This is a genomic window from Pseudomonas sp. BW7P1 (assembly GCF_024981055.1).
GTDB lineage: Bacteria > Pseudomonadota > Gammaproteobacteria > Pseudomonadales > Pseudomonadaceae > Aquipseudomonas > Aquipseudomonas bananamidigenes.
In genome coordinates this window covers 2,283,447-2,302,640 of the sequence record NZ_CP103374.1, presented here as the reverse complement: position 1 = coordinate 2,302,640, position 19,194 = coordinate 2,283,447, and the positions used below count along the sequence as shown (strand labels likewise).

At 61.4% G+C, this 19,194-nt stretch carries 15 protein-coding genes; 2 read left to right on the top strand and 13 right to left on the bottom strand.

The annotated features are described in order from the left end of the window. Window positions 1–35: 35 nt before the first annotated feature. The 13 genes from NWV16_RS10335 to leuC all read right to left on the bottom strand — a co-directional run bounded on the left by NWV16_RS10335 (window position 36) and on the right by leuC (window position 14,734). Window positions 36–596, bottom strand: a complete 561-nt coding sequence (locus tag NWV16_RS10335; RefSeq protein ID WP_007956464.1) for a CvpA family protein — start codon at window positions 594–596, stop codon at window positions 36–38. Between the two features lie 98 nt (window positions 597–694). Beyond that, a complete protein-coding gene (locus NWV16_RS10330; protein WP_260522927.1) occupies window positions 695–1,363 on the bottom strand; it encodes an SPOR domain-containing protein in 669 nt (222 codons plus the stop codon). Then, window positions 1,347–2,654, bottom strand: a complete 1,308-nt coding sequence (folC, locus tag NWV16_RS10325; protein ID WP_260522926.1) for a bifunctional tetrahydrofolate synthase/dihydrofolate synthase — start codon at window positions 2,652–2,654, stop codon at window positions 1,347–1,349. The genes NWV16_RS10330 and folC overlap by 17 nt, the downstream gene beginning before the upstream one ends. Then, window positions 2,651–3,571 carry an acetyl-CoA carboxylase, carboxyltransferase subunit beta gene (accD, locus tag NWV16_RS10320; protein ID WP_260522925.1) on the bottom strand — a complete coding sequence of 307 codons (921 nt, stop codon included), beginning with the start codon at window positions 3,569–3,571 and terminating at the stop codon, window positions 2,651–2,653. The genes folC and accD overlap by 4 nt, the downstream gene beginning before the upstream one ends. A 192-nt stretch (window positions 3,572–3,763) precedes the next feature. Further along, window positions 3,764–4,378: a phosphoribosylanthranilate isomerase gene (locus NWV16_RS10315; protein WP_260522924.1), complete on the bottom strand. Its 615-nt coding sequence runs from the start codon at window positions 4,376–4,378 to the stop codon at window positions 3,764–3,766. A 63-nt stretch (window positions 4,379–4,441) separates the two neighbouring features. Further along, window positions 4,442–5,266 carry a tRNA pseudouridine(38-40) synthase TruA gene (truA, locus tag NWV16_RS10310; protein WP_260523503.1) on the bottom strand — a complete coding sequence of 275 codons (825 nt, stop codon included), beginning with the start codon at window positions 5,264–5,266 and terminating at the stop codon, window positions 4,442–4,444. A gap of 151 nt (window positions 5,267–5,417) precedes the next feature. Further along, complete coding sequence (locus NWV16_RS10305; protein ID WP_260522923.1) at window positions 5,418–8,075, bottom strand: FimV/HubP family polar landmark protein; 2,658 nt, start codon at window positions 8,073–8,075, stop codon at window positions 5,418–5,420. A gap of 209 nt (window positions 8,076–8,284) precedes the next feature. Next, window positions 8,285–9,295 (bottom strand): aspartate-semialdehyde dehydrogenase, encoded by a 1,011-nt coding sequence (locus tag NWV16_RS10300; protein ID WP_260522922.1) that lies wholly within the window; start codon window positions 9,293–9,295, stop codon window positions 8,285–8,287. Between the two features lie 112 nt (window positions 9,296–9,407). Further along, the gene (gene asd / locus NWV16_RS10295) at window positions 9,408–10,520 is read right to left on the bottom strand and encodes an aspartate-semialdehyde dehydrogenase (RefSeq protein WP_011333354.1); all 1,113 of its coding nucleotides are present in this window, start codon (window positions 10,518–10,520) and stop codon (window positions 9,408–9,410) included. A 66-nt stretch (window positions 10,521–10,586) separates the two neighbouring features. After that, entirely contained in the window at window positions 10,587–11,669 is a 1,083-nt protein-coding gene (gene leuB, locus NWV16_RS10290) for a 3-isopropylmalate dehydrogenase (RefSeq protein WP_260522921.1), read from the bottom strand. Between the two features lie 69 nt (window positions 11,670–11,738). Beyond that, complete coding sequence (locus NWV16_RS10285; protein WP_260522920.1) at window positions 11,739–12,503, bottom strand: class I SAM-dependent methyltransferase; 765 nt, start codon at window positions 12,501–12,503, stop codon at window positions 11,739–11,741. Window positions 12,504–12,660: 157 nt separating this feature from the next. Next, entirely contained in the window at window positions 12,661–13,305 is a 645-nt protein-coding gene (gene leuD / locus NWV16_RS10280; protein ID WP_065261393.1) for a 3-isopropylmalate dehydratase small subunit, read from the bottom strand. Between the two features lie 10 nt (window positions 13,306–13,315). Next, window positions 13,316–14,734: a 3-isopropylmalate dehydratase large subunit gene (leuC, locus tag NWV16_RS10275; protein ID WP_065261392.1), complete on the bottom strand. Its 1,419-nt coding sequence runs from the start codon at window positions 14,732–14,734 to the stop codon at window positions 13,316–13,318. A 141-nt stretch (window positions 14,735–14,875) separates the two neighbouring features. Between leuC and NWV16_RS10270 the strand changes: the two genes are divergently transcribed. Further along, window positions 14,876–15,766 (top strand): LysR family transcriptional regulator, encoded by an 891-nt coding sequence (locus NWV16_RS10270; RefSeq protein ID WP_065261391.1) that lies wholly within the window; start codon window positions 14,876–14,878, stop codon window positions 15,764–15,766. 69 nt (window positions 15,767–15,835) lie between these two features. Further along, entirely contained in the window at window positions 15,836–19,114 is a 3,279-nt protein-coding gene (locus NWV16_RS10265) for a PAS domain S-box protein (protein WP_260522919.1), read from the top strand. The last annotated feature ends 80 nt before the right edge of the window (window positions 19,115–19,194 follow it).

Below are 19,194 nucleotides of genomic sequence, written 5' to 3'. Positions count from 1 at the left end.
CAACCCCTACTTAATGGATCTGAACTGAACAACACTCACTGAGGCGTTTTGGCCGACGGCAAGAGTTGCTCCTTGAACGGAATATCAGCGGGTACGCTGATTCCGCTGGCAAGCCACTGACTGCTCCACCCGAGAATCAGGTTTTTGGACCAGTCTGCGACCAATAGAAACTTTGGCACGAGCTGTGATTCTTTCCACCACCCGTCCTGCTGTACCGGCCCCAGGCTCAACAGCCCGACCGCCACGACCACCAGCAACACGCCACGCGCAGCGCCGAAGGCCATGCCGAGAAACCTGTCGGTCCCGGACAATCCGGTGACGCGAACCAGTTCGCCGATAAGATAATTGATCATTGCGCCCACGATCAGTGTGGCGACAAACATGATGGCACAGCCCGTGATCACACGAGCCGACGGTGTTTGGATGTATCCGGCGAGGTACTCGGACAGTGAGCCACCGAACATCCAGGCAACCGCTCCTGCGATGATCCAGGTCACCAGCGATAGTGCTTCCTTGACGAAGCCGCGGCTCAAACTGATCAAAGCGGAGATGGCGATGATTGCAACGATCGCCCAGTCAACCCAGGTAAATGGCACAGTGCAGCCTACAGACGGATAAGGCGGCGCATTTTAGCAGAGCGCATGGCTGTCGGTAAGCTGCGATTGTCAGTGCATTTCAATCGAGGTGATAGATTTCAGCCACGCTCGGGCTGAAAGCGCACCACAAACCCCTTGAGGTTCTGCTGGCGGCTCAACAGATCACGCAGGCGGTCGGCTTCGGCACGCTCGATCAGCGGACCGACGAACACCCGATTCTTGCCATCGGCAGAGCGGATATAAGCGTTGTAACCCTGACTGCGCAGGGTTTTCTGCAGGCTTTCGGCACTGGCGCGACTCGACAGACTGGCCAGTTGCACCGACCAGCTCACCGACAGGCCATTGGCATCGACGCGGCTCTGGGTGGTATCCGGCTTGGCCGACAGCGCAGCGATCGGTTGAGCCGGAGCGGCAGTTGGCTTGCTCACGGGCGCAGGCGCTGGCGCTGGAGCAACTGCAACCGGTTTGGCTACCGGAGCCGGAGCTGGAGCCGCAGGCGCAACCGGTGCGACCGGCGCGGCCTGTTCGGCGACCTCATCATCACTCGGCACCGGCTCTTGAGGCAGGACTTGCGGCTCAGGCACCGCCACGGTTTCCATCTGGATCTGCGCCACGGCAGGCGCCTGCGGCGCAGCGGGCGCCTCGACGGTTACCTGACGTTGCTCGTCCTGACGGGAAAACAGCATGGGCAGGAAAATCACCGCCAGCGCCACCAGCACCAGGGCACCGACCATGCGCTGCTTGTACGCTTTATCCAGCAAAGCCATTTGCCGCTTCCTCCGTGGAGCGCCGGGCCAGCCACTCAAGGGCCTCGGCGACACAATAAAATGATCCGAACAGCAAGATCTCGTCGTCACTGGTGGCCGCTGCACATTGTCCCTCCAGAGCAGCCGCCACACTGTCATAAGACGCGACCGACGCTCCAAGGTTCTGCAATGCCGCATTCAATTCAGCGACCGGGCGCGCTCGCGGCGAATCCAGCGGCGCCACCGCCCAATGCTGGATACTGGCATTCAACTCACCGACCACGCCATCCAGATCCTTGTCCGCTAACAGGCCGAACACGGCCAGGCGCTTGCCGACCGGTGGACGGGCAGCCAGCCGCCGGGCCAGATACTCCGCCGCGTGCGGGTTATGACCCACGTCCAGCAGCAGGTTCAGGCGCTTGCCGTTCCATTCGAACGAGCGACGATCAAGGCGACCGACCACGCGAGTGGCCTGCAAAGCCGCAACAATCTGTCGAGCGTCCCAACGCAGGCCCAGCAGCAGATAAGCCTGCAACGCCAGTGCGGCGTTTTCCATCGGCAGATCGAGCAGCGGCAAATCACGCAATTCAACGGCCTGGCCGTCTGCGTCGGTCCCGCGCCACTGCCAGAATTGGTCAGTGATGCCGAGATCGAAATCGCGCCCACGCAAAAAGAACGGGCAAGCAAGCTCGCGTGCCTTGTCCAGCAGAGGTTGTGGAGGATTCAGATCGCCGCACAGTGCCGGCTTGCCCTGACGGAAAATTCCGGCCTTCTCGAAGGCCACGGACTCGCGGGTATTGCCCAGGTAATCCGCATGATCGACACCAATGCTGGTGACCAGCGCGATATCCGCATCGACCACGTTGACCGTGTCCAGACGCCCGCCCAGGCCGACCTCAAGCACTACCGCGTCGAGCCCGGCCTGTTGAAACAGCCAGAATGCAGCCAGAGTGCCCATCTCGAAGTAAGTCAGGGAAATCTCGCCCCGCCCGGCTTCAACCGCTGCAAAGGCTTCGCACAGTTGCGCGTCCGTGGCTTCGACGCCATTGAGCTGCACCCGCTCGTTGTAACGCAGTAGGTGCGGGGAGTTGTAGACACCGACGCTCAGGCCCTGCGCCCGCAACAATGAAGCCACGAAAGCGCAGGTCGAACCCTTGCCGTTGGTGCCGGTGACCGTAATCACCCGAGGCGCCGGCTGGCCCAGCCCCATGCGGGACGCTACCTGTTGCGAACGCTCCAGCCCCATGTCGATGGCGGAAGGATGCAACTGTTCAAGGTAGGCGAGCCACTCGCCAAGGGTGCGCTCGGTCATACGTTGGCAGGCACCGGTGGAACGACGATCGGTTCGACAGGCGCAGCAACGTAGGTCGGCGTCGGCTTGCCGGTCAGCTGTGCCAGCAGATTGCCCAGGCGCGGACGCAGTTCGCGACGATCGATGATCAGGTCGATTGCACCGTGCTCCAGCAGGAACTCGCTGCGCTGGAAGCCTTCCGGCAGTTTTTCGCGCACGGTCTGCTCGATCACGCGCGGGCCGGCGAAGCCGATCAGGGCTTTTGGCTCACCGACGATCACGTCGCCCAGCATCGCCAGACTGGCGGAAACGCCGCCGTAAACCGGATCGGTCAGCACGGAGATGAACGGAATGCCTTCTTCACGCAGACGCGCCAGCACCGCCGAGGTCTTGGCCATCTGCATCAGGGAAATCAGGGCTTCCTGCATCCGCGCGCCACCGGAGGCGGAGAAGCAGACCATCGGACAACGGTTTTCCAGAGCGTAGTTGGCAGCGCGCACGAAGCGCTCACCGACGATGGCGCCCATGGAGCCGCCCATGAAGCTGAATTCGAACGCCGAAACCACGACAGGCATGCCCAGCAGGGTGCCGCTCATGGAAACCAGCGCGTCTTTCTCGCCGGTCTGCTTCTGCGCAGCAGTCAGGCGATCCTTGTACTTCTTGCCGTCACGGAATTTCAGACGGTCAACCGGCTCCAGGTCGGCACCCAGCTCAACACGACCTTCTGCATCCAGGAAGATGTCGATGCGCGCACGTGCTCCGATGCGCATGTGGTGGTTGCATTTAGGGCAAACGTCCAGGGTCTTTTCCAGCTCCGGACGATACAGCACGGCCTCGCAGGACGGGCATTTGTGCCACAGGCCTTCAGGCACCGAGCTCTTCTTGACCTCCGAACGCATGATCGAAGGGATCAGCTTGTCTACCAACCAGTTGCTCATGCTTTCTTTCTCCAGTACCGGCGGCCCGAACGCTCTGGTTCGCGGCCCCGTGTATGCCCTTCAGCTAAATTCATGTGTGGCGATGATCGATGGAGTTGCCGGGTCAGCGGAACTGACCTGCGTACAATCCGAAATGACCCTCAGCCTCTTTTCTACAGAGCTGTGGACGGCGGCAGTCTGCCAGCCGTCACATCAACCTATGGCGTTGATGAACGCCCGAATCCTTGCGTGATCCTTGATACCCTTGCTCGCCTCTACCCCACCGCTGACGTCAACCGCGTAGGGCCGTACCCGGGCAACCGCTTCGGCGACGTTCTCGGGTGTCAACCCGCCGGCAAGAATCAACGGCTTGCTCAAACCTTGCGGAATCAATGACCAGTCGAACGCCTCGCCGGTTCCACCGGGTACGCCTTCCACGTAGGTATCGAGCAGCACGCCGCTGGCGCTCGGATAGGCATCGCAGGCTGCGGCGATGTCATCGCCGGCCTTGACCCGCAGGGCCTTGATGTACGGCCGGTGCCAGCCTTCGCACTCGGCAGCGGTCTCGTCGCCGTGAAACTGCAGCAGATCCAGCGGCACCGCATCGAGGATTTCCCCGAGCTCGCAGCGACTGGCGTTGACAAACAGCCCCACCGTGGTCACGAACGGCGGCAACGCGGCGATGATCGCCCGCGCCTGCTGCACGGTCACCGCCCGAGGGCTTTTGGCGTAGAACACGAACCCGATGGCATCGGCCCCGGCCTCGACGGCTGCCAACGCATCCTCTATGCGGGTAATCCCGCAGATCTTGCTGCGAACGGCCGACATGTCGATAAAACCTCAAGGCAAATCCGGGAAAGTCCCGGATGGTAACAAATGCATTCGAGGGCGTCAGCCGTCAAGTTCCGAGAAACCGGTAAGGAAATGTGGCCCGATGAAACGCTCGGGCAACGGGAATTCGTCGTGGTACTCGACCTGTACCAGATACAGCCCGAACGGATGAGCCGTGACCCCGCCGGAACGCCGCTCACGGCTTTCCAGCACTTCTTTCATCCACTCCACCGGTCGCTCGCCGGCACCGATCGTCATCAGCACTCCGGCGATGTTGCGCACCATGTGATGCAGAAACGCATTGGCGCGGATGTCCAGCACGATCATTTTGCCGTGACGGGTCACGCGCAAGTGATGCATCTGCTTGATCGGCGACTTGGCCTGGCACTGACCGGCACGGAAGGCACTGAAGTCATGGGTACCGATCAGGTAATGCGCGGCCTCGGCCATGCGCTCCACATCCAGAGGGCGGTGATTCCAGGTGATTTCTTCATTGAGATGCGCCGGCCGGATCTGATCGTTGTAGATCACGTAACGATAGCGCCGGGCAATGGCCTTGAATCGCGCATGAAAGTGCGCAGGCATGACCCTCGCCCAACTGACACTGATGTCGTGGGGCAGGTTGATGTTGGCACCCATGACCCAGGCTTTCAGCGAGCGGTCGACCTGCGTATCGAAATGCACAACCTGCCCGCAGGCATGCACACCGGCATCGGTGCGTCCGGCGCATTGCAGCGAGATCGGCGAATTGGCGACCTTCGACAAGGCATTTTCCAGGGTTTCCTGCACCGTGAGCACACCGGTGGACTGGCGCTGCCAGCCGCTGTAGCGCGAGCCTTTGTATTCAACGCCCAGAGCGACGCGAAAAAAGCCTTCGGGAGCCATTTCGGCGGCCGGGTTATCTATGTTTGCCAAGTCGGGACAGCCTGATGATCTACGAAGGCGGGCATTATAAGGCGATGAACCGGGGATGCCAGACCCAAACAAAAACGGCAGCCTCGATGGGCTGCCGTTTTGTTTACCGCCGAACGCTGATTCAGGCCAGATGCGAAAGCATTTCCTTCGCTTCGTTCTTCTGCTTGTCATCACCCTCGCTGAGCACTTCGTTGAGGATGTCGCGCGCGCCGTCGTTGTCGCCCATGTCGATGTAGGCCTGTGCCAGATCGAGCTTGGTGGCGGCCTCGTCGGTACCGGCGAGGAAATCGAAGTCCTCGTCGTTCAGATCACCACCCATTGCGGCATCGGCTTCGGTGAAGCTCGGCTCGCTAATGCTGCTCGACAGGCGATCCAGCTCGGCATTGACGTCGTCCAGCTCGGCGGCGAATGCATCCGGTTCAGCCGGGGTCGCATCCATTTCGTCGGCCAGGGACAGATCGAAATCGGCAGGCAGCTCCAGATCATCCAGAGGCGCTTCAGCCACCACCGGCGGCTCGACCGGCGGCAGATCCTTCACGCCTTCGTCCAGCTCCAGCGAAAAATCCTCGTCAGCCAGATCAACCGGCACCGGCGCAGGATCGGCACCCAGGTCCAGATCCAGATCGAAGTCGGACAGATCATCAAGGTTTTCCTTGATCTCTGTCTGCTGCTGCAGCACAGACTCGAAGCTCAGGTCGTCATCGGCCGGGAATTCGTCCAGCTCCACCGGTGCCTCAGGCTCGACAGCCGCCACCGGCGCAACCGGATCCAGCGGCTTGATGTTGTCGAGATCATCCAGACTCAGGTCGAAAGCGCTGTCCAGATCGTCGTCCGCCTTGGCAACAGGCGCTTCTGGCTCATCGAGCAGCAGTTCCTTGACGTAATCCTCGTCCAGCTCGGCCACAATGGCCGCCGCCGCCAGACCGGTAGCCGCAACGACCGCCATGGCCGGAAAGCGTTTTTTCAGCTCCTCGACCTTGGCAAAGTTGTCGCCGTTGGCAACCAGTTGGCGCTCCTGACCGACGAAGGCATCACGATCACCCTGGCGACCGTAGACTTCCATCAGCTTCAGGCGCAAGTCGCTACGCTGCGGCTCCAGGCTGACGCCCTCCTCCAGCAACGCTGCCGCCTGATTCAAGCGACCGTTATCGATATGCGACTGCGCCTTGTCCAGCACATCGTCGGAGCGCTCGGCAGCCGGGGCGACCAGTGGCGCAGCGATCGGCTCGGCCATCACTACCGGAGCCACCACAGGGGCCGGAGTCGGTGCTGGAGCTGGAGCGGGCGCTGGCGTGAGCTTGACGCTTGCCGCCGGCACTTCCAGGCCTTCGAAGCTGTCTTCCGGCAGATCGAGCTCAGGCGAGAACGACTGCTCTTCCAGAGCGCGAGCCATGCGCAGATGCTTCTCGGCCTCCTGTTGCGCCTTGCGGCGACGGGCCAGCAGCAACAGAAGAAGCAGGAACACCACCGCACCACCACCGACCAGCCCCAGCAGAATCGGGTTGGTCAGCAGTTCGTTGAAGGCTTTGTCTTCGTCGGCGACAGGCTTGGGCTCGACCACGGGTTCAACCGGGGCCGGCGCAGCGGCTTCAGGCGCAGGCGCGGCAGGTGCGGCCTCCGCCGGCGTTGCTGGCGGGGTGGCCGCCAGCTCCGCAGTAATGGCCGGAACCGGCGGCACTGCCGGAGCAGCCGCATCCGCTGCAGGCGCCGGGGTCGCGCCCGCGCCTTCAGCCTGCATTTTCGCCAGTTGGTTATTTTTCAGTTCGATCAGGCGTTGCAGCTTGTCCAGCTGGCTTTGCAGATCGGCCATGCGGCTTTTCAGTTCCGCATTGTCACGACGGGTCGTGTCGAGACTTTCCTGGGTCACGGCCAGTTTGTTGCTCAGAGCCTTGGCATCACCGGCCGGCCCCTTTCCACGAGCCTTGCCGCTTTCGGCGGAAACGAGGCTCAGGTTGTCCTTGGCATTCTGCGCAGCGCCGGCATTGGCGCGACCACGCTTGGTGGCATCGAGCTGTTGCTGACCGGTGCCCGGCTTGGCCACATAACGACGACCCTGACGCCAGGCCTCGTTCTGTGCAGCCACTTCGGCAATCGCTTTCGACTGCGGCAATGCGGTGCTTTGCACCTGATCCGGCAGACGCAGCACCTGACCGGTTTTCAGGCGGTTGATGTTGCCGTCGATGAATGCGTCAGGGTTCAGCGCCTGAATCGCCAGCATGGTCTGCTGGATCGATCCGCCAGTGCGCGCCTTCGCCGCGATTTCCCACAGGGTGTCGCGTGGCGTGGTGGTATGTGTCGAATGCGTTGCGCCTGTGGTCGGCGCGGTGATGGTCTGTGCCGGCGCAGCTTGAGCGGCGGCATCAGCGGTCTGTGGCGAAAACTTCGACGGGTCCAGCAATACGCTGTAATCGCGCAGCAGTCGGCCGTTCGGCCACATCACCTGCACAAGGAATTTCACCATCGGTTCCGACAGCGGCTTGCTCGACGTTACACGCAGCACGCTCTTGCCGCTGGCGTTGAGCACCGGGGTGAAGGTCAGATCATTGAGGAAAGCCTGGCGATCGACGCCGGCCTTGGCGAAATCTTCCGGCGAGGCCAGGCTCGGCACCACTTCGGCAGCAGTGAGATCCTTGACATCGAGCAGTTCGATTTCCGCCACCAGCGGCTGGTTCAGGGTCGACTTCAGGGTCAGCTCCCCGAGCCCGAGGGCATGCGCCATACCGGAGGACAGCGCCGAGGCGGCCGCTATTGCTAACACCAGTTTGCGAACTTGAACCATAGCCTCTTCCTTTGTTTGAACGTTCCTCGGCCAGCGAGAAAATATCGATTGTCGCTGCCGTAAGGCATTGCGCGCGACGACGACAACATGCCGCGCGCGATCATTTCTTTGATGCCCCGGAAAGTCCCGGAGGGTATTACGTCATCAAGCCGTCTGGCCAAGCATAGCGCCCGGCTAGAATCAGTCGACAAATTGTTGCCAAGTATCTTTTACAGCAGGTCTTTTATCAACAACTCGGCCACTTGCACCGCGTTGAGCGCCGCGCCTTTGCGTACGTTATCTGACGTCAGCCACAGATTAAGTTCCGACGGCTCGTCGACACCGGCGCGAACCCGCCCGACATAGACCACGTCCTGCCCCACCGCGTCACCGACCGCAGTCGGATAATCGCCGGCCTCGACCAGTTCGATCCCCTCGGCGTCTTCAAGCGCGGCATTGACTTTTTCCAGGTCGACCGCGTTCGCTGACTGCAAGGTCACGCTAAAGCTATCGCCAAAAAACACCGGGGCTTGAACGCAAGTTGCGGAAATCTTTAATGAAGGTTTGGCCAGCACCTGGCGCAGCTCGCGCACCAGACGTTTTTCCAGCAGCGTGTGGCCGTGCGCGTCCGGCGTACCGACCTGAGCCAACAGGTTGAACGCCATCTGCCGATCGAAGAAGGTCGGTTCCAGCGGTCGCATGTTCAGCAGTTCCGTCGTCTGCCGCGCCAGCTCGGAAACCGCTTCACGGCCTTGGGCAGAAACCGCCAGATTGGCGGTGACATGCACATATTGCAGATCGACCAGATCGAGCAGCGGCGCCAGCACCACGGCCAGCGTGGTGGCCGACGGGCTCGGGCTGCTGACCTGGAAAGGCATTTTCATACCCGCGAGCACAGTGGCATTGGTTTCCGGCACCACGTACGGCGCCTGATCCGCCGGCAAGGCTCCGGACAGATCCACCAACGAGCAACCTGCCGCATGAGCGCGGGCGGCGTAACTCAGGGTGATGGCCGGGCCGGCGGCAAAGAACGCCAGTCTGACCTTGCTGAAGTCGAACGCGTCGACTTCGCGTACGCGCACGTTCTTGTTGCGAAACAGCACCGAGCTGCCGGCGGATTCGCTGCTGACCAGCAGATACAGGTTGCCGACCGGAAAGTCGCGCTCCTCGAGAACCTGCACAAGGGTTTCGCCGACAATACCGGTGGCGCCGATCACGGCAATATCAATGGGCTGGCTCATGGTGCGACCTCTGGTGGAACGGGGGGAGCGGCACTTTACCGGGTGGCTGCCGGACAGGCAAAAAAAACCCGCGCCTCTTGCAAGGCACGGGTTCTTTCATTGCTTCAAGCGATCAACGCTCCAGCAGGATCCGCAGCATGCGACGCAGCGGCTCGGCCGCGCCCCACAGCAGCTGGTCGCCGACGGTGAAGGCACCGACGAACTGCGACCCCATGTTCAGCTTGCGCAGACGACCGACCGGCACGTTCAGGGTGCCGGTGACTTTCGTCGGGCTCAGCTCCTGCATGCTGATTTCACGGTTGTTCGGCACCAGCTTGACCCAAGGGTTGTGCTGGCTGATCAGCCCTTCGATGTCAGCGATCGGCACATCCTTGTTCAGCTTGATGGTCAGCGCCTGGCTGTGGCAGCGCATGGCGCCGATGCGCACGCAGATGCCGTCGACCGGGATCGGGCTCTTGAAGCGGCCGAGGATCTTGTTGGTCTCGGCCTGGGCCTTCCACTCTTCGCGGCTCTGGCCGTTCGGCAGTTCCTTGTCGATCCACGGGATCAGGCTGCCGGCCAGCGGTACGCCGAAGTTTTCGGTCGGGTAAGCGTCGCTGCGCATGGCTTCGGCCACACGACGGTCGATGTCGAGGATCGCGCTGGCCGGATCGGCCAGTTGATCGGCGACGGCGGCGTGGGTCGCGCCCATCTGTTTGATCAGTTCACGCATGTTCTGCGCGCCGGCACCGGAGGCTGCCTGATAGGTCATGGCGCTCATCCACTCGACCAGACCGGCCTCGAACAGACCGCCCAGGCCCATCAGCATCAGGCTGACGGTGCAGTTGCCGCCGATGTAGTTTTTGGTGCCCGCATCGAGCTGCTGGTCGATGACCTTGCGGTTGACCGGATCGAGAATGATGACGGCGTCGTCGTTCATCCGCAGGCTCGAGGCCGCGTCGATCCAGTAACCCTGCCAGCCGGCTTCGCGCAGCTTCGGGAACACTTCGCTGGTGTAGTCGCCGCCCTGGCAGGTCAGGATCACGTCGAGGGTCTTCAGCTCTTCAATGCTGTAAGCGTCCTTGAGCGGAGCAATGTCCTTGCCCACGGACGGGCCTTGGCCACCGACATTGGAAGTGGTGAAAAACACCGGCTCGATAAGATCGAAGTCCTGCTCTTCCAGCATCCGCTGCATGAGCACGGAACCGACCATGCCGCGCCAACCGATCAGACCTACACGTTTCATCGCAACTACACCTTCTTGAAAAGTGGGCCGCTGCTTTGTATTGAATTTCGCAGCGGGCCCGAGAGATTACAGATTCCGCAGCGCGGCGACTACTGCGTCACCCATTTCCTGCGTACCGACTTTAGTGCAACCGGTCGAAAAGATGTCGCCGGTGCGCAGGCCTTGATCCAGCACCACGCTGACCGCTTTCTCGATGGCGTCCGCCGCCTCGTGCAGATTGAAGCTGTAACGCAGCATCATCGACACCGACAGAATGGTCGCCAGCGGGTTGGCGATGCCTTTGCCGGCGATGTCCGGTGCCGAACCGTGGCAAGGCTCGTACATGCCCTTGTTGTTGGCATCCAGCGAAGCCGACGGGAGCATGCCGATGGAGCCGGTGAGCATCGATGCTTCGTCGGACAGGATGTCGCCGAACATGTTGTCGGTGACGATCACGTCGAACTGCTTCGGTGCGCGCACCAGTTGCATCGCGGCGTTGTCGACGTACATGTGGCTGAGCTCGACTTCAGGGTAATCCTTGGCCACCTGCTCGACCACTTCACGCCACAACTGGCTGGACGCCAGCACGTTGGCCTTGTCCACCGAGCACAGCTTCTTGCCACGAACCATGGCCATGTCGAAACCGACACGGGCGATGCGGCGGATTTCGCTCTCGCTGTACGGCAGCGTGTCGTAGGACTGACGCTCGCCGTTTTCCAGGGTGCGGGTGCCACGCGGTGAGCCGAAATAGATACCGCCGGTCAGCTCGCGGACGATCAGGATGTCCAGCCCGGAAACGATTTCCGGCTTCAGGCTCGACGCCTCGGCCAGTTGCGGATACAGGATCGCCGGACGCAGGTTGCCGAACAGACCCAGTTGCGCACGGATTTTCAGCAGACCGCGCTCAGGGCGAATGTCACGCTCGATGGTGTCCCATTTCGGACCGCCCACGGCACCCAGCAGCACAGCGTCGGCGGCACGGGCACGGTCCAGTGTTTCGTCGGCCAGCGGCACGCCGTGCTTGTCGATGGCGGCGCCGCCAATCACGTCATGGCTCAGCTCGAAGCCCAGGCTGTACTTGTCATTGGCCAGTTCCAGCACCTTGACCGCCTCGGCCATGATTTCCGGACCAATACCGTCGCCTGGGAGAATCAGAATCTGCTTGCTCATGCTTTCCTCGTGTCTTCAGTCGGTGCGCCATCGAGTGGCGCGCCCGGAAAAATGCTTGTCGTTCTAAAGTTATTTCTCGGCCCAGAGCACCAGTACATCTGTACTGAACGAACCATCGGCCTCAATCTCAAAATATTCGCGCACTTCGTTGCCCATCGACTGCTGCAACTGGCGGATCGCGGCGCGCATCACCTCGGGCGTGCGCATGCGCTCGACCCAGCTGTTGTACTCCAGACGCAGGCGCTGACGCGTGGTGCTGCGGGTATGCAGACCGGCCTCGCTGACCTGACGCAGCCACTCACCGGCAGAATAATCGCGTACATGGCTGGTGTCGCGCAGCACTTCGACGCTCTGCAGATAGGTGTCGAACAACGGGCTGCCCGGTGACAGCACATCGATGAACGCCGCCACACCACCCGGTTTCAGCACCCGGCGCACTTCGCGCAGGGCCACGCCGAGGTCGCTCCAGTGGTGCGCCGAGTAACGGCTGAACACGAAGTCGAACTCGCCATCGGCAAACGGCAGACGCTCGGCGGCACCGTTGACCGTGGACACGTTGCTCAACCCGCGATCAGCGGCAGCAGCGGCCACCACGTCGAGCATCTGCTGCGACAGGTCGTAAGCCACCACTTCCTTCACCAGCGAAGCGACGTTGAAACTCACGTGTCCGGCGCCGCAACCCAGGTCCAGCACCCGAGCCTCGCCCTGCCCCGCCAGCTCAGCCTGCAGCAGCGCAAATTCAGTGCCTTGAGCGTGGACGGCGCTGCTCAGGTAAGCGGCGGCCTGTTCACCGAATTGCTTTTGTACAACCTGACTGTGGGCGGTGCTGGTCATGGGTACGTCCTTTTCTGGGTCACGTCTTGTGTTGCCTTTGCCGGCCTCATCGCTGGCAAGCCAGCTCCCACAGGTTTCGCGAACACCGCGAATTTACTGTGGGAGCGGGCTTGCCCGCGAAGAGGCCGGCCCTGACGGCATCAATCTCAAATCTTGCTCAGGCGTCGCGGAACAACCACGGCTGGCTCGCACGATGCCTGGCTTCGAACGCCGCAATCGCATCGCCGTCCTGCAGGGTCAGGCCGATGTCGTCCAGGCCATTGAGCAGGCAGTGCTTGCGGAATGCGTCGATCTCGAAACGGTAAGTCTTTCCGCTCGGACTGGTCACGGTCTGCTCGTGCAGGTCGATCTGCAGCTGATAACCCGGCTCGGCTTCCACCTCTTTGAACAGCTCGTCGACTTCTGCGTCGCTCAAAATGATCGGCAACAGACCGTTCTTGAAGCTGTTGTTGAAGAAGATGTCGGCATAGCTTGGCGCGATGATGCTGCGAAACCCGTATTCTTCCAGCGCCCACGGCGCGTGTTCACGGCTGGAGCCGCAGCCGAAGTTCTCGCGGGCCAGCAATACACTGGCGCCTTGATAACGCTCGGCGTTGAGCACGAACTCCTTGTTCAGCGGGCGCTTGGAGTTGTCCTGGTACGGCTGACCCACATCGAGGTAACGCCACTCGTCGAACAGGTTCGGACCGAAACCGGTGCGCTTGATCGATTTCAAGAACTGCTTCGGGATGATCTGGTCAGTGTCGACGTTGGCACGATCCAAAGGTGCGACAAGGCCGGTGTGCTGGGTAAAAGCTTTCATGCTGCGCTCCTCAGATCAATTCACGAACGTCGATGAAACGACCGTTCACCGCCGCCGCAGCGGCCATGGCCGGGCTGACGAGGTGGGTACGACCACCGGCGCCCTGACGGCCCTCGAAGTTACGGTTGGAGGTCGAGGCGCAATGCTCGCCGGACTCCAGGCGATCCGGGTTCATCGCCAGGCACATCGAACAGCCCGGTTCACGCCATTCGAAACCGGCTTCGAGGAAGATCTTGTCCAGACCTTCGGCCTCGGCCTGCGCCTTCACCAGCCCCGAACCCGGTACCACAATGGCCTGCTTGATGGTCGATGCGACCTTGCGGCCTTTGGCGATCGCAGCCGCAGCGCGCAAATCTTCGATCCGCGAATTGGTGCAGGAACCGATGAACACGCGGTCGAGCTGAATGTCGGTGATCGCCTGATTGGCGGTCAGCCCCATGTATTTCAAGGCACGGACGATGGAGTCGCGTTTGACCGGATCCGTTTCCTTTGCCGGGTCCGGAACGTTCTGATCAACGGCCAGGACCATTTCCGGCGAGGTTCCCCAGCTGACTTGCGGCTTGATCTGTGCGGCGTCGAGTTCGACCACGGTGTCGAAATGCGCGTCGGCGTCGGACACCAGGTCTTTCCAGGATTCGACGGCTTGCTCCCACTGGGCGCCCTTCGGTGCGAACGGACGTCCCTTGACGTAATCCACAGTCTTCTGGTCTGCCGCCACCAGGCCCACACGGGCGCCGGCTTCAATGGACATGTTGCAGATGGTCATGCGGCCTTCGATCGACAGATCGCGAATCGCGCTGCCGGCGAACTCGATGGCATGACCGTTGCCGCCGGCGGTGCCGATCTTGCCGATCACGGCAAGAACGATGTCCTTGGCGGTCACGCCGAACGGCAACCGGCCCTCGACACGCACCAGCATGTTCTTCATTTTCTTGGCGACCAGGCACTGAGTGGCGAGCACGTGCTCGACTTCGGAGGTGCCGATACCGTGAGCCAGGGCACCGAACGCGCCGTGGGTCGAGGTGTGGGAGTCGCCGCAGACCACGGTCATGCCCGGCAAGGTCGCGCCCTGCTCCGGGCTGATCACATGGACGATGCCCTGGCGCACGTCGTTCATCTTGAACTCGACGATGCCGTATTCATCGCAGTTGTCATCAAGGGTCTGAACCTGCAAGCGCGAGACCTGGTCGGCAATGGCGCTGATGCCGCCCTTGCGCTCCGGCGTGGTCGGTACGTTGTGGTCCGGGGTCGCGATGTTGGCATCGATGCGCCATGGCTTGCGCCCGGCCAGACGCAGGCCTTCGAAGGCTTGCGGCGAGGTCACTTCGTGGATGATGTGACGATCGATATAGATCAGCGCCGAGCCATCGTCGCGCTGCTTGACCAAATGCGAATCCCAGAGCTTGTCGTAGAGCGTTTTGCCGGCCATCAGACGTTTCCTCATCAGCTTGTTTCTATGCCCTGGGCTTATCAATAACCCTTTGGCTTGTGAGGCCGATCCTATGGGGTTAGATTGAATAACTCAAATTCATATTTTTTATGCTTTGGATAACCAACTGGAATACAGAGAATGGATCTGGCCAACCTCAATGCCTTTATCGCGATTGCCGAATCCGGAAGCTTCTCCGGCGCTGGCGAACGCCTGCACCTGACACAACCGGCAATCAGCAAACGCATCGCCGGGCTGGAGCAGCAATTGAATGTGCGCCTGTTCGACCGTCTGGGGCGTGAAGTGGGTCTGACCGAGGCCGGTCGGGCCCTTCTGCCGCGGGCCTATCAGATTCTCAACGTACTGGACGACACCCGCCGCGCCCTGACCAACCTCACCGGCGAAGTCAGTGGTCGGCTGACCCTGGCCACCAGTCACCATATCGGTCTGCACCGCCTGCCACCCTTGTTGCGCGAATACACCCGCCGCTACCCACAGGTTGCGCTGGATATTCAGTTCCTCGATTCGGAAGTGGCCTACGAGGAAATTCTCCATGGCCGAGCGGAACTGGCGGTGATTACCCTGGCACCGGAGCCGCACACACTGGTCAAGGCCATGCCGGTCTGGGATGACCCACTGGATTTCGTGGTCGCCCCGGAACACTCGCTGATCAGCAACGGCGCCGTCACACTGGCAGACATTGCCGGTCATCCGGCGGTTTTTCCCGGCGGAAACACCTTTACTCACCATATTGTCCAACGCTTGTTCGAGGCACAGGGGCTGACACCGAACATCGCCATGAGCACCAACTATCTGGAAACCATCAAGATGATGGTGTCGATCGGCCTGGCCTGGAGCGTTTTGCCACGCACCATGCTCGATGAACAGGTGGCGCGCATACCTTTGCCGGGCATACAGCTCAGTCGCCAGCTAGGCTATATCCTGCACACCGAACGGACACTGTCGAATGCTGCACGGGCGTTTATGGCCCTTCTGGACGCGCAAATCGATCTGCCAGGGACTCTCGGCTGACTTGTGCTACTCCTATAGAGCTGCCGTCCCCTGTGCCTAATGCCCAAATCAGCTCAAGGCCCGTTAACAATGCCGAAATCTGTTGACCGTATTCCGCCGATGCCGCGTATTAAGGCCATTGACCCACGGCGTTCCGAACAGAGCTGGGAGAGCGCGCCACAATTGCTCGCGGCGCTCAACGGTGCCCGCCTCGGCGCCTGGTATTGGGACATCGAACGCGGGCAGATCAGTTGGTCGCGGGGCACCCAGGCCCTGTTCGGCTTCGATCCACGGCAGCCGTTGCCCGAAGATCTGGAATACCTCGACCTGCTGCCGCCGGAAGACCGGGCCAAGACCATTCGCGCCTTTCACGCGGTCATTGCCGGCGCGCCGCTGGAACAAGCGATGCACCACCGCATCCGCTGGCCTGACGGCAGCCTGCACTGGCTGGAAATCAATGGCAGTCTGCTGCCGGACAAGCATGGCCGCCCCCGAATGATCGGGGTGATTCGTGAAATCACCCATCAGCGGCAACGGGAACAGGCCCTCAGCAGCTCTGAGAAACGTTTCGCCACACTGTTTCACCTGTGCCCGAACATGGTGCTGCTGACCCGCCAGGAAGACGGCCTCATCAGCGAGGCCAACCAGTATTTCGAGAGCCTGTTCGGCTGGCCGGTGCAGAGCGCGATCGGTCGTACCACCCTGGAACTTGGCCTGTGGGTGCATCCCGAACAACGAGCGGAACTGGTCAGAAAGACCAAGGCCAAGGGCGAGTTGATCAGCATGGAGGTGCAGTTCCGCGCCAGCAACGGCCAGGTTCACGACGGCATTCTCAGCGCACAAAAGGTTGAGCTCGAAGGCCAGCCGTACCTGCTCAGCACCTTTCTCGACACCACCGAACGCAAGGCGGCCGAACACGCGCTCAAGGACAGCCAGGAACGCCTCGATCTGGCCCTGGACTCGGCACAGCTCGGGACCTGGGACTGGCACATTCCCAGCGGCATGCTTTACGGCTCGGCGCGGGCCGCGCAATTGCACGGACTTGAACCGATTCCGTTCCACGAATCGTTCGACGAATTCTTCGAAGGCGTACCCGGTGAAGAACGCGACAGCATGCGTGACGCTTACCGCAGCCTGCGCGAAGGCCCGGCAGGCAACTATCAGTTGACGTATCGCGTGCAACTGCCGGACGGTCGATCCCGCTACCTGGAAAGCCGCGCCCGCCTTTATCGCGACGAGAACGGCGTACCGCTGCGCATGGCGGGCACCTTGCTGGATATCACCGATCAGGTCGAACGCGAACAGCGCCTGATAGCCTCCGAAGAGAAATTCGCCACGCTGTTCCAGGTCAGCCCCGACCCGATCTGTGTCACACGTCAGGAAACCGGGGAATTCATCGAGATCAACTCCAGCTTTACCCAGACCTTCGGCTGGAGCGCCGCCGATGTCATCGGCCATACCGCCGAAGAAATCGGCCTGTGGGATGCTTCCGCCAAGAGCCTGCAACGTATCGAACGGGTGATCCGCGAACAGGGCCTGAGCAACGTCGCGATCATCGTCCAGCACAAGGACGGCCAATCGCTGACCTGCGTGATATCCAGCCGCCAGATCAGCGTCGGCAACCAGCCGTGCATCGTCACCACGCTGCGCGACATTACTCAGCAACAACGCTCGGAAGCGGCACTCAAGGCCAGCGAAGAGAAATTTGCCAAAGCGTTTCACTCCAGCCCCGACGCCATCACCATTACCGAGCGCGATACCGGGCGCTACCTGGAGGTCAACGACGGCTTCTGTCGCCTGACCGGTTATCGTGCCGACGAAGTGGTGGGCAAGACCGTGTATCAGGTCGGCATCTGGGCCGAGGAAAAACAACGCTCGGCGCTGCTCGCCGAGTTGCAGATCAAGGGCCGCGTGCATCATCAGGAGATGCTCGGGCGCAACAAGCGCGGGGAACTGTTGACCGTGGAAGTCTCGGTAGAACCGATCACCCTCAACGAAACCGCCTGTCTGTTGTTGACTGCCCGGGACGTCAGCCTGCTGAAAAATGCCGAGGCACAGATCCGGCACCTCGCCTATCACGACCCGCTGACCAATCTGCCCAACCGCGCATTGCTGATGGATCGCCTGAGCCAGCAGATCGCCTTGCTCAAACGCCACAACCTGCGCGGTGCGCTGCTGTTTCTCGATCTGGATCACTTCAAGCACATCAACGACTCGCTCGGCCATCCGGTCGGCGACACGGTGCTGAAGATCATCACCGCACGCCTCGAGGCCAGCGTGCGCATGGAAGACACCGTCGCCCGGCTCGGTGGTGATGAGTTCGTGGTCTTGCTCAGCGGCCTGGAGGGCACTCGCAACGAGGTCAGCGTGCAGGTGCGTGAACTGGCCGACACCATTCGCGAACTGCTGTCGGAGCCGATGTTCCTCGATGGGCAGCGCTTGCAAGTGACGCCGAGCATCGGCGTGGCGCTGATTCCCGACCACGGTTCGACCCCGACCGACCTGCTCAAGCGTGCGGATATCGCCCTGTACCGGGCCAAGGATTCCGGTCGCAACACCACACAGATGTATCACAACACCATGCAGAAGGCGGCCAGCGAACGGCTGCGCATGGAGACCGACTTGCGCCTGGCATTGTCCCGTGGCGAATTCAACGTGCATTTCCAGCCGCAAGTGGACGCCCGGGACAACCGCATCATCGGCGCCGAGGCGCTGGTGCGCTGGAACCACCCGGAACTCGGCGCACAATCGCCTGCCGAGTTCATCAAGGTACTGGAAGACAGCGGGCTGATCCTCGAGGTCGGCACCTGGATTCTCGACGAGGCCTGCGATGCCTTCAAACAACTGATTGCCGACGGCTTGATCGATCCACTGGCGTTCAGCCTGTGCGTGAACATCAGCCCCCGGCAGTTCCGCCAGAACGACTTCGTCGAACGGATCGAACACAGCATGACCAGCCATGGCCTGCCCTGCTCGCTGCTGAAACTGGAAATCACCGAAGGCATCGTGATCCAGAACCTGGAAGACACCATCAGCAAGATGCGCCGCCTGAAAAAGCTTGGCGTGAGTTTCGCCATGGACGACTTCGGCACCGGTTACTCATCGCTGACCTACCTCAAGCGCCTGCCTGTGGACACCCTGAAAATCGATCAGTCCTTCATCCGCGACGCCACCAGCGACCCCAACGACGCCGAGATCATCCGCGCCATCGTCGCCATGGCCCGCAGCCTGGAACTGGAGGTGATCGCCGAAGGCGTGGAAACCCCGGAGCAGCTTGAATTCCTGCAAGGACTGGGTTGCCATTTGTATCAGGGGTATCTGCATAGCCGGCCGGTGGCGCTGGAGGGGTTGAAGGGGTTGCTGGAGTGACCGGAAACCTACCGTCGCCTACCGCAGGTATTGATGCAAGACCGGTAATTGCCAGGGTTGACGGCAACCTGTAGGGTCGC